Below are 12,168 nucleotides of genomic sequence, written 5' to 3'. Positions count from 1 at the left end.
GTTTTTTGATTTAATTTAATAGTGATCATTACATAGAGCAGTTATCTCAAAAGAGGTACCTGCTCTTTTTCTATGCCTTTTTGGCGGCAACAATTCACTTTCAGAAGGAGGTAGGCGATGAACTACGAAGAATTTAAAGACAAGGTTACAGAAGACGTAAAAAGAGAGCTTGAGAGTAGAACCGGAAAATCCTATGATGTGCAGACGCACTCGGTAGAGAAGATGAATGAGAACTATGATGCTCTTACCATTAAGCCTGAGGATGGGATTCTTGGTGTGAATCTTAATATCGGAGAGCTTTATAAGGCTCATGAAGAAGGGCACAGCTACGAGGATCTGATTGACAGCGCAGCTTCAAGAGCAGAATCAGCTCTTGAGAATCACCCTGATTTCAATCTTGAAGCCCTTCAGGACTACGACCACATGAAAGAGACTCTTTCCATGGAGGTTGTATCTGCAGCGCGTAACGCAGAGCTTCTTGATAAGGTTCCACACAAAGAGATCGAGGATATGGCTGTTGTGTACCGCTTTGTGGTTGATACCGGAGATGATGGCAGAGGTTCAATCCTCATCACTAACCAGCTCCTTGATAACTACGGCATCACAGCAGAGCAGCTTCATGAGGATGCTCTTAAGTATGCTCCTGTCATGAGACCAGCAGTCATCAAGACTATGTCAGAGACCCTTATGGAGATGATGGGACCTGAAGCTAAGGACATGATCCCCGTTATGCCAAGTGATCCTTTGTTCGTTGCCTCAGTACCTGACAAGATCCAGGGAGCCAGCGTAATCGCATATCAGGATTTCATGGATCAGGCTGCTGAGAGGGTCGGCGGCGACTTCTACATTTTGCCTTCATCGATTCATGAGGTTCTCCTTGTAAGAGATGACGGAACCATTGACCGCAGCAATCTTGAAGGCATGGTAAAAGAGGTAAATGAGACCCAGGTAGCGCCTGAAGATCTCCTTACGGACAGCGTTTACCACTACGATTCCAAGGACAAGGTATTTGAGCTTGCAGAAAAATACGAGGAGCGCATGGCATCAAAGCAGCGTGAATCAGTCATTGATAAGCTTGATGGAAAAAAGCGTGAGACCATTTCTCATGATTCTATCCCTCGTCCACGTGCCAGAGGAGGGGAAGTCTTGTAATGAAAAGAAAAGCAAGTAAGAAGCCCTCTGCTTGCGATGGTTGCCCTTACGGAAAGCATCAGCCATGCATTGGCTGGTGCACCCGTAAGATCATAGAAGAGATGAAAGAAAAGAGGAAGCGGCATGACGTTTGATTATTTTTACGGTCGGGAATCCGATCTTTTTTCATTTATGAGGGTTCCTAAAGCTCTTTTCACAGAGGAACGCTTTAAACGGCTATCTGCGGAATCGAAGCTTTTGTACGGACTTCTCCTGGACCGCATGTGCCTGTCTGCTGAAAACGGTTGGCTTGATGAAAAGAGGAGAGTCTTTATCGTCTACACCATTGATGAGGTTCAGACGAGCCTTAACTGCGGTAGCAAAAAAGCTGTAGCCATTATGAAAGAGCTTGAAGAATGCGGTCTTATTGAAAAGAAACGTCAGGGACTTAGCAGGCCCAATCTTATCTATGTAAAGAACTTTGCAACTGAACCGGAAGGAAAATTCAAGAATTGTCAAAAAGACAATTCAGGAGTTGTCCAAAGGGAAATTCAAGAATTGTCCAAAGCACAGTCAAATAATACTGAGCATAATAATACTGATTTTAGTGATACTGATTCTGTTCCCTTCGCTTCAAGGCCACTGCGTATCTATTCTGGCAGCGGTTCCTGTACCGAACAGAACAGAAGCGAAGAGATGGATGAAACAGAGCAGTATCGAAGGTTGATTGAAGAAAACATCTCTCTGGATATCTTAAAAGAGCGGTATCCACACGAGGCAGACTTCCTTGATGAGATAGCGGCTATCATCCTTGACGTTGTCGTCTCTTCCAGGGAAAAGATACTTGTTGGCAGAGAGCAGAAACCAATAAATCTGGTTAAAAGCCAGTTTTTAAAACTAAATAGTTTGCATATCGAGTATGTCTTGGAGCGGCTTAGTAAGAACACCACCGAGATCACAAATATGCGTCAGTACCTGATAGCAGTTTTGTATAACGCACCGCTTACCATGGATGCACATTACAAGTCTATGGTTAATCACGACATGGCGCATGGCTTGATATAAGGAGGAAACGATGAGTAAACCAACAGTAATAGCCCTTGTAAATCAAAAGGGCGGAACAGGGAAGACGCAGAGTACCGAGAATCTTGGAATTGGATTTGCGCTTGAAGGAAAAAAGGTACTGCTTGTGGATATGGACCCGCAGGGTTCGCTTACTATCAGCTTGGGACATCCAAGAACAGATGATCTTCCGGTCACAATAGCAGATATCATGGCAAAGGTGTTGCAGGAGCAGCCCATAGAGCAAGGGGAAGGAATTCTTCATCATCCTGAAGGCGTTGACCTCATGCCTGCAAATATAGCACTGTCAGGCATGGAAGTGTCCCTTGTAAATGTCATGAGCAGGGAAAAGGTGTTAAAAGAGTACATCGACTCTGTGAAGAACAATTATGATTACGTCCTGATCGACTGCATGCCTTCCCTTGGAATGCTGACTGTTAATGCACTGGCAGCGGCAGATAAGCTGGTGATTCCGGTGCAGGCTCAGTATCTATCAGCCAAAGGCTTGGAGCAGCTTCTTCAGACTGTGAATAAAGTACGCAGGCAGATCAATCCTAAGTTAAAAATCGATGGCATTTTGCTGACCATGGTGGATAACAGGACCAATTATGCCAGGGATATCAGTAACCTTATCCGTGATACCTATGGAAGCAAGCTCAAGGTCTATAGCACTGAGATTCCTCATTCAGTGAGGGCGGCTGAGATAAGTGCAGAAGGCAAGAGCATCTTTGCCCATGATCCAAAGGGCAAGGTAGCAGAAGCCTACAAGAATCTGACAAAGGAGGTGCTAAAGAATGAAGAAAGAGCGCTCAAACATTCAGCTGAGCAGCTACGATGATATCTTTGGTGATGGCAAAGTATCGCCGGAAGTTACTGCTGATCAGGTAGTAGAGATTCCCTTATCACAGCTTCATCCCTTCAAGTATCATCCTTTCAAGGTCAGAGATGATGAGGAGATGGAAAAGACAGTTGAGTCCATCAGGGAGTTTGGCGTACTGACGCCAGCTATTTGCAGACCTGATGGAAAAGGAGGCTACGAGATCCTGTCAGGACATAGAAGGCATCATGCATGTGAAATAGCCGGGCTTGAGACACTGCCTTGCATCGTAAGAGAGCTGGATGATGATGCAGCCACAATACTCATGGTTGATAGTAATCTTCAGAGAGAGGAAATCCTTCCAAGTGAGAGAGCCTTTGCTTATAAGATGAAGCTGGATGCGATGAAGAGGCAGGCAGGGAGACCGTCAAAAGAAAATGCGTGCCAAGTTGGCACACATTTACGAAGTGATGCTGAACTTGGTGAACAAGTCGGTGAAAGTGCAAGATCTGTTCAGCGCTACATCCGCCTAACAAACCTCATCCCAGAACTCCTCGACATGGTAGATGAAAAGGTCATCGGCTTAAATACCGGAGTAACACTTTCGTTTCTCGATGATAAGCAGCAAAAAGAACTGTTATCAGCCATGGACTATGCTCAGGCAGTTCCATCACTTGAACAGGCACAGCGCATCAAGAAGCTTGCTCAGAATAATGAGATCTCACAGGAAGGAATGAACATCATTCTTTCTGAAGAGAAGAAAACAGATGTAGACCGTGTAACATTAAAACACGACACCCTTAAGAAATATTTCCCTAAGTCATATACGCCAAAGCAGATGGAGGATACCATCATTAAGCTTCTTGATCAATGGCAGAAGAAACGTAACAGGGAGATGAGCCTGTAAGGAGGTGATCACATGCAGGAAGAGATAGAAGAGAAAACCGTGAGACTTGCCATTTCAGGAACAAGGCTCACAGCCAGAGCTATAGTATCTGCAATCAGAGCATATCTAAGACACCGTGCTAATAGAAACCTTGCATCCATTGACGAGCACATCCAGGGCAAGCAGTCTATAGATGAGCTTGTTAAGCAGAATCAGGGTGTTAGCAGCATGGTTGTTGGAGATGCAGGTATCAGAGATTTTGAAAAGATAGCCAAGAAGTACGGCGTTGATTTCGCCATCATGAAGGACAAGAGTGAAAAGCCAGCCGTCTACACAGCCTTTTTCAAAGCAAGAGATACAGATGCTATGGAGGCAGTAGTCAATGAATACAGCAAGAAAATGATGAAGATCAAAACAAGGCCGAGCGTAATAGCCAAGCTGAAGCACTTCATTGATATTGCCAAGAATCAGCCAATGAAGAACAGAAACAGAGCACAGGAGATGACGCGATGACTAAGAAACAAAAACGCTTCATCCTGCTGAATATCCCATATCTGCTGGTAGGAATACTTGCGACAAACTTAGGAGAGGCTTGGAGGCTGTCCCAGACAGTGGATGCAATAAATGAGGTAACGGCACTGGCAAAGACCATACCTATTGCATTCTCTAATCCCATGCCAAGCCTTGTTCCCTTTGATCTTCTCATAGGTATTATTTGCGGAGTAGCCCTCAAGATAGTAGTTTTTATCAAAGGGAAAAATGCCAAGAAATACCGCCACGGTGCAGAGTATGGAACTGCCAGGTGGGGAAATGCGCAGGATATAGAGCCCTTTATGGCTCCGAATTTTAAGGATAATATCATCCTTACACAGACAGAGCGGCTCATGATGAACAGCCGCCCTAAAAGTCCAAAGTATGCAAGAAATAAGAATGTACTCGTAACAGGAGGATCTGGTTCAGGTAAGACCAGGTTCTTTTTAATTCCAAACCTTTTGCAGATGCATTCAAGCTATGTAGTAACTGATCCTAAGGGAGATGTGGTCATTAATACCGGTAAGACCCTGCTTCATCATGGATATAAGGTGAAAATCTTTAACACCATCAACTTTGGTAAGAGCATGCACTACAATCCATTTGCCTACATCCGCTGCGATAATGACATCCTAAAGCTTGTGAATACCCTTATTGCAAACACCAAAGGCGATGGCAAGGCAGGAGATGAGTTCTGGCAAAAAGCAGAGACTCTTTTGTACTGCGCACTCATTGGATATATCCACTACGAAGCTCCTGAAGAAGAGCAGAACTTCAACACCCTCCTTGAGTTCCTGAACGCATCGGAAGTCAGAGAAGATGACGAGGACTACGAGAATCCGGTAGACATGATGTTTCATGAGCTTGAGAAAAAGAATCCTAAGCACTTTGCGGTAAGACAGTACAAGAAGTACAAGCTGGCAGCCGGAAAAACAGCTAAGTCCATACTTGTCAGCTGTGGTGCCCGTCTTGCTCCATTTGATCTTGATCAGGTGCGGGAGATTACCATGTATGATGAACTTGAGCTCGATACCCTGGGAGATAGGAAGACAGCTCTTTTCCTCGTAATGAGTGATACAGATCCGACCTTCAACTTCCTGATATCCATGGTCTACAGCCAGCTTTTCAATCTACTGTGTGATAAAGCTTACAACGTCTATAAAGGAAGGCTTCCGGTTCATGTGCGCTGCCTTATCGATGAGACAGCCAACATCGGCCAGATTCCCAATCTGGAGAAGCTTGTAGCAACAATCCGAAGCCGTGAGATCAGTGCCTGCCTTTTCCTTCAGGCAAAGTCTCAGCTTAAGGCAATCTATAAGGACAACGCCGATACCATAATCGGCAATATGGATTCACAGATCTTCCTTGGCGGCACAGAACCGACCACGTTAAAAGACCTGTCTCAGGCTTTGGGAAAAGAGACTATCGACATGTATTCCACAGGCGAAAGCCGCGGCAACAATCCTTCTTACTCCATGAACTACCAAAAGAGCGGCAAGGATCTCATGACAATAGATGAGCTTGCTGTCATGGATGGCGACAAGTGCATCCTGCAGCTTCGTGGCGTGCGACCATTTTTGTCGGACAAATACGATGTAACTCAGCATCCGCTGTATAAGGAGACAGGGGAGTATGATGACAGGAACAAGCTGGATATTGAGAAGTTTGTGCATCAGACGTTGAAAGTCAGACCTGGAGAGGTTTTTGATGTGATAAAAGTGTAGAAAATGCATTTCTTCTCGCTGCACTTCATGTATAATGGAATGCAGTGAGAAGAAATATACAAATCGGGATTTGTGGAGGTAATGAGAGATGAATATAGCAGTATTTGCATCCCATGGAGGAAGTGATCTGCAGGCAATCATAGATGGATGCAGAGATGGAAGAATAAATGCTACTGTTAAAGTTGTTATTAGTAATAACCGAGACTCAATGGCATTGGTGCGTTCAAATGGTGAAGGTATACCAAATTATCATATGAGTGTAAAAAAATATGGAAGTGAAGAAGCTCTTGCTAAAGAAATATTAAATGTTTTGAATCAGTATTCTATTGATATGATTTTTCTGGCCGGGTATATGCGAATGTTACATATCTCAATACTTGAAAAATATAATAATAGAGTATTCAATATCCATCCTGCACTTCTTCCTAAATTTGGCGGTAAAGGAATGTATGGAATGAATGTTCATACTGCAGTCATCGCAGCGAAGGAAAAAGAAACGGGTGTTACGATACATAGAGTGAATGCGGAGTATGATAGTGGTGAAATTGTTGCTCAAACAAAAGTCAATGTTTATGAAAATGATACTCCTGAAATTTTAGCAGATAGAGTATTAGAAAGAGAACATGAATTCCTTGTAGAAGTCATATCCGATATTGTTTGTGGAAAGATTCCGTTAGGATAATAAATTCCCGTTTGTAGAATTGAATAAGTACCTTACATAGACCAGTACCCTGGGGACGCCCAGACAGTACTGGTCTATTTCTATGCCCAAAATCATGTGCGCAGTGATGGGGCACGAAACTATCAATCACATTTTAAAAGAAAGGGAAATTCGGAGGCTCGCGCTTCCGGATGAAGGTATGACGAATGAAGGTATTTAGTCGGATCAAGGATTTAATAATGAAGGTGAGAAGGAGGCTTGCGAGGAACCGAAAAGGTAACAGTATGGAATTTTTCCAGAGTTCAATTCAGGTACTTGAAACACTCGTAGTCGCACTTGGTGCAGGTCTTGGAGCATGGGGCGTTGTTAACCTCCTTGAGGGGTACGGAAACGACAATCCGGGTGCAAAGTCACAGGGAATGAAGCAGCTCATGGCTGGTGGCGGTGTATGTCTCCTCGGCACACAGCTCATTCCTCTTCTCGCAGGATTATTCTAAGAACCGCGTTTACGGGCAGTAGGAGCCCAGACCGTGCAAGAACATTTGCACAGTCTGACCTCCCCGAGCTGGCAAGAACAAGTTGCCAGCTCAGAACCGCCCGCAAACTACAACCAAGTTAAGGAGATCATCACATGGAAAGAATTTTCGAGCAGATGACCTCTTGGATTAAGGGATGGATTGTTGATGCGCTGATGGTGCTGCTTGAAGGCATGTTTGACAGTATCAACGATCAGGTTGGACAGGTAGCAAGCGATGTAGCTACGAGCCCGGCGAGTTTTACGCCGGGCGTATTCGACCTGATGAAGCAGGTGTCCAATAACGCGATCATGCCAATAGCAGGAATGGCCCTGACGTTCATTGCCTGCTACGAGCTGATACAGCTGGTCATCGCCCACAACAATCTGGCAAACTTTGAGACCTGGATATTCTTCAAATGGATATTCAAGACCTGTATAGCAGTAATGCTCATCACAAACTGCTTTGATATCACAATGGCGATATTTGACGTTGCAGGGAATGTAATCACCAACAGCGGAGGCATTATCCAAAGTTCCACCGCGGTTAACGGATCACAACTTGAGACCCTACGCGAGACCTTGGAAGCAATGGACATCGGAGGACTTCTTTCAATGTTTGGAGAGATCTTCCTCATAAACATCGGAATCAAGATTATGTCCATGATGGTATTCCTCGTTATCTATGGCCGAATGATTGAGATCTATCTCATGATCAGCCTTGCACCGCTCCCATTTTCAACCTTTGGCAACAAGGAGCAGAGCATGGTGGGACAGAACTACGTAAAGAGCCTTGTAGCACTTGGCTTTCAGGGATTCCTTATTCTCATATGCGTAGGTATCTATGCCGTGCTGATCCAGAACGTCACAATCTCAGATGATGTCGTAGGCTCTTTGTGGGGAATCATGGGTTACAACATTCTGCTAGTGTTTGCCCTGTTCAAGACAGGCACCTTATCCAAGAGAATTTTTTCAGCACAATAAGGAAGGATGATTATGGCAATAAGAGTAAATGTGCCAAGAGATTTATCCAGGGTAAAAGAGAAGGTGGCATTTAATCTCACCAAAAGGCAGCTCCTATGTTTTTCGCTTGCCGGAATGATTGGACTCCCCACCTTTTTTCTTGTCAAAAGCGTATCTGAAAACGTAAGCTGCGCCACATTTATCATGATGGCTGTCATGATGCCAATGTTTTTCATGGCCATGTATGAGAAAAATGGGGAGAGCATAGAGCGCATAATTCAACACGCCATTGATTGGAAAAAGAGAAAAAGAAACCCCGATGAGGATAAGTATTCATGGCAGATGTTTAAGAACGGTATCTGCAGAGCAGATGAAAACTTCTATTCGAAGACCATGAGCTTTTCAGATATCAATTACAAGCTTGCTACCGATGAGGATCAGCAGGCTATTTTTGACAATTGGAGGAAGTTCCTTAACTTCTTCGACAGCTCAGTTTCATTCGAGCTTACCTTTGTGAACGTAACCAAGGATGAAGCTAAGTTCTACGAGACAATTCGTATCAAGGAAAGAGACGACGGCTTTGATGATGTCAGGGCTGAGTATTCAGAGATGCTAAACAGGCAGCTTGAAAAAGGCAACAACGGCCTTGAAAAATCCAAGTACATTACCTTTGGCATAAACGCCAAATCCATCAAGGATGCCAAGCCAAGACTAAGAGCCATAGAAAGCGACATCCTAAATAACTTCAAAAAGCTTGATGTAAAAGCAAAGCCCCTTAATGGAAAAGAACGTATCGACCTTATCAGGGAGATACAGCGCCTCGGCGGCGAGACAAACGACCCGCTGAAATACCCAACCAAGAACACCATCCGCACCAAGACAAGGTACGCGACAATTTCAGCCTTTTCCTATGATGCACCAACCATGGAAGACAGGTTCCTCATGGAGCTTCTAAACTCAGATTCATCTCAGGTCATCAGTATCCACCTGCAGTCCATCAACCAGAACGATGCTATCAAGAGGGTAAAAAGAACTATAACCAGCATCGATTCTACCAAGATTGATGAGCAGAAGAAGGCTGTTCGTTCCGGCTATGACATGGATCTGATTCCGGGAGACCTTGTGACCTATGGAAAAGACGCAAACTCATTCCTTCAGGACTTGCAGGATCAGAACGAGCGAATGTTCAAGATGACATTCCTTATCATGAACACTGCAGGCTCCCAGATAGAGCTTAAGAACAACTACCTGCAATCATCAAGCATGGCCCAGCAGTTTAACTGCGACACCTACAAGCTGGACTATCGCCAGGAACAGGCTCTAATGACCTGCCTCCCATTTGCCAAGGACTGGATCAACGTAGACAGAAGCCTTACCACAAGCTCTGTAGGTATCTTCATTCCCTTTACCACACAGGAACTCATGCAGACAGGCGACGAAGCTCTTTACTACGGCCTTAACGCCTTATCTCAGAATATCATCATGGCAGACAGAAAGAGCCTCTCTAACCCTAACGGCATGATCCTTGGTAAGCCCGGCTTTGGTAAGTCTTTTTCTGCAAAAAGAGAAATGAGTAACGTAATCCTCTCCACAGATGATGACATCATGATCTGCGACCCTGAGCAGGAGTACTCGGCACTTGTTAAGAAGTTTAACGGTCAGGTTATTCATATCAGCCAGAAATCTAAGCAGTACATCAATCCTATGGATATCAACGAGAACTATTCAGATGGCGACGATCCGGTATCCCTGAAGGCTGAGTTTATCTTATCCCTCTTTGAGCTCATCATGGATGGCAAGGGAGGTCTGGGTCCTGTGGAGAAGACCGTTATCGACCGCTGCATCCATAAGATCTACGAGAAGTACTTCAAGGAACCTATACCGGAGAACATGCCAATCCTTGCTGACCTCTACAACGCACTTATGGATCAGGAAGAAAAAGAAGCTACAGAAGTGGCAACAGCCCTTGAAATCTATGTATTTGGTTCCCTAAATGTTTTCAACAACCATACCAACGTAGATATCAATAACAGAATCGTCTGCTATGACATCAAGGATCTTGGTAAGCAGCTCAAAAAGCTAGGTATGCTCATAGTTCAGGATCAGGTCTGGGGCCGCGTTACCGCAAACAGAAGCGTTGGTAAGGCTACCCGCTACTACATGGACGAGTTCCACCTGCTCCTTCGTGATAAGCAGACAGCCAGCTACAGCGCAGAGATTTATAAGCGTTTCCGTAAGTGGGGCGGCATACCCACAGCCATAACTCAGAACGTAAAAGACCTTTTGGAGTCATCAGAGGTCGAGAACATCTTCGAGAACTGCGAATTTATCTACATGCTCAATCAGGCACCGGGAGACAGAGCAATCCTTGCCAAAAAGCTAGGCATCAGTAAGTATCAGCTTTCCTATGTTGAAAAAGCTGAGCAGGGCGAAGGACTTCTTGTATTCGGAAGCCTTATTTTGCCATTTAAGGATCAGTTCCCTGAAGACCTTGAACTTTACAAGATCATGACCACTAAGCCAAAGGAGGTTGCTGCCTGGCAGAAAGGAGTATAACCGTGAGCTTTAACCAGGATGAAAACATTGGCGGACAGGCCCTTGAAGAAGGCGCAAAAGCAGCTGGAGAAACAAGCCGCGAGATGCAAAAGCATTATCAGCGCCAGCAGATAAGGAAAGGTTATTACAAGAAGGATACCGACAATCCTTATGTAAAGAGCTTCTCCGACAAGATGAAAGAAGCAGCAGAAGGCGCCAGGGATGCTGCTAAGGAGACAATAAGACGCATAGTAGATCTGATCAAAGAGCACCCTGTGGTGCTTATTTTAATTGTGGTTGCGCTCCTGTGCTTCTACCTGATGCACTTTCTTATAAGTGGCTTTGAAGTGATGATATCCAGTATGGGAGATACAACTCTTTCAGCCACATATACAGCCTACGACGAGGATATAACCGGAGTAGATGCTGATTATGTGAAGTTGGAAAAAGAGCTGCAAAAGACCATAGAAAGAACGGAAGAAGACTTCCCAGAGTTTGATGAGTACGAGTACAACCTTGATGAGATCGGCCATAACCCTTATGAGCTTGCATCCTACCTCACAGTCAAGTACGAGGACTATAAGCGCAAGCAGATGAAGAACGTGGTAAAAGACCTATTCAACGAGCAGTACGACCTTTCCTACAGTAGCCGCATAGAGACAAGATCTAGAACTGTCACCAAAACAGAAACAGTACGCGTTACAAACGGCGATGGGTCAGTTACGGAAGAAGAAATCGAGTATGAAACGACAGAATACTATCAGGTCAAGATCCTCACAGTAACCCTTGTTAATAAGAGCCTTGGAGCAGTCATAGAATCCAAAGGTCTTAGCGAGGATGACATGGCAAGGTATGAAGTCCTTCTTGCTACTCAGGGCAATAAGTCCTATCTCTTTGATGATGTCTACGCAGATTATGAAGATCCTGACGATTATCACCCTGCCACAGATGCAATGTCCAATGAGAGATTTGCAGCCATGATAGCAGAAGGTGAGAAGTATCTGGGACGAGCCTATGTATGGGGAGGTTCAAGCCCTTCAAGCGGCTTTGACTGTAGCGGATTTGTCTGCTGGGTTCTGAACCACAGCGGCTGGAATGTTGGCAGGACGACAGCCAACGGTCTTAAAAATATGTGCACTGTGGTTTCACCTGGAGAGGCACGGCCAGGAGACCTTATATTCTTCCAGGGAACCTACGCTACCAACGGAGCAAGTCACGTTGGCATCTACGTAGGTAACGGAATGATGCTTCACTGCGGGAATCCCATACAGTACACGTCCATAAACACACGTTACTGGAAAGAACATTTTTATTGTTTTGGTAGATTGCCGTAAAAGGAGAGAA

The 12,168-nt window shown here is 44.8% G+C and carries 12 protein-coding genes; all 12 read left to right on the top strand.

The window, feature by feature from the left end:
* Positions 1–117: 117 nt before the first annotated feature.
* A complete protein-coding gene (locus D6853_RS09255) occupies positions 118–1,152 on the top strand; it encodes a DUF5688 family protein (RefSeq protein WP_199713017.1) in 1,035 nt (344 codons plus the stop codon).
* Positions 1,152–1,286 (top strand): hypothetical protein, encoded by a 135-nt coding sequence (locus D6853_RS15545; RefSeq protein ID WP_256372400.1) that lies wholly within the window; start codon positions 1,152–1,154, stop codon positions 1,284–1,286. The genes D6853_RS09255 and D6853_RS15545 overlap by 1 nt, the downstream gene beginning before the upstream one ends.
* Complete coding sequence (locus tag D6853_RS09250; protein WP_120657721.1) at positions 1,276–2,196, top strand: DUF6017 domain-containing protein; 921 nt, start codon at positions 1,276–1,278, stop codon at positions 2,194–2,196. Before D6853_RS15545 ends, D6853_RS09250 begins: the two co-directional genes overlap by 11 nt.
* 10 nt (positions 2,197–2,206) lie before the next feature.
* Positions 2,207–3,031, top strand: coding sequence for a ParA family protein (locus D6853_RS09245; protein WP_120657720.1), 825 nt, complete (start codon positions 2,207–2,209; stop codon positions 3,029–3,031).
* Positions 2,988–3,917: a ParB/RepB/Spo0J family partition protein gene (locus D6853_RS09240; RefSeq protein ID WP_120657719.1), complete on the top strand. Its 930-nt coding sequence runs from the start codon at positions 2,988–2,990 to the stop codon at positions 3,915–3,917. The genes D6853_RS09245 and D6853_RS09240 overlap by 44 nt, the downstream gene beginning before the upstream one ends.
* Before the next feature lie 12 nt (positions 3,918–3,929).
* Entirely contained in the window at positions 3,930–4,409 is a 480-nt protein-coding gene (locus D6853_RS09235) for a PcfB family protein (protein WP_120657718.1), read from the top strand.
* A complete protein-coding gene (locus D6853_RS09230) occupies positions 4,406–6,151 on the top strand; it encodes a VirD4-like conjugal transfer protein, CD1115 family (protein WP_120657717.1) in 1,746 nt (581 codons plus the stop codon). Before D6853_RS09235 ends, D6853_RS09230 begins: the two co-directional genes overlap by 4 nt.
* Positions 6,152–6,239: 88 nt before the next feature.
* Positions 6,240–6,833 (top strand): phosphoribosylglycinamide formyltransferase, encoded by a 594-nt coding sequence (purN, locus tag D6853_RS09225; protein WP_120657716.1) that lies wholly within the window; start codon positions 6,240–6,242, stop codon positions 6,831–6,833.
* Between the two features lie 263 nt (positions 6,834–7,096).
* Positions 7,097–7,309, top strand: coding sequence for a Maff2 family mobile element protein (locus tag D6853_RS09220; RefSeq protein ID WP_120657715.1), 213 nt, complete (start codon positions 7,097–7,099; stop codon positions 7,307–7,309).
* A gap of 134 nt (positions 7,310–7,443) precedes the next feature.
* Entirely contained in the window at positions 7,444–8,310 is an 867-nt protein-coding gene (locus tag D6853_RS09215; protein ID WP_120657714.1) for a VirB6/TrbL-like conjugal transfer protein, CD1112 family, read from the top strand.
* 12 nt (positions 8,311–8,322) lie between these two features.
* Positions 8,323–10,845, top strand: a complete 2,523-nt coding sequence (locus D6853_RS09210) for a VirB4-like conjugal transfer ATPase, CD1110 family (RefSeq protein WP_243108323.1) — start codon at positions 8,323–8,325, stop codon at positions 10,843–10,845.
* A gap of 2 nt (positions 10,846–10,847) precedes the next feature.
* Positions 10,848–12,158, top strand: a complete 1,311-nt coding sequence (locus tag D6853_RS09205; RefSeq protein ID WP_120657713.1) for a C40 family peptidase — start codon at positions 10,848–10,850, stop codon at positions 12,156–12,158.
* The last annotated feature ends 10 nt before the right edge of the window (positions 12,159–12,168 follow it).

Origin of the sequence: Butyrivibrio sp. X503 (assembly GCF_003625475.1) — a bacterium.
Classification (GTDB): Bacteria; Bacillota; Clostridia; order Lachnospirales; family Lachnospiraceae; genus Butyrivibrio.
Note: the sequence above shows the minus strand (reverse complement) of the source record. Positions and strands in the feature narration are given on the sequence as shown.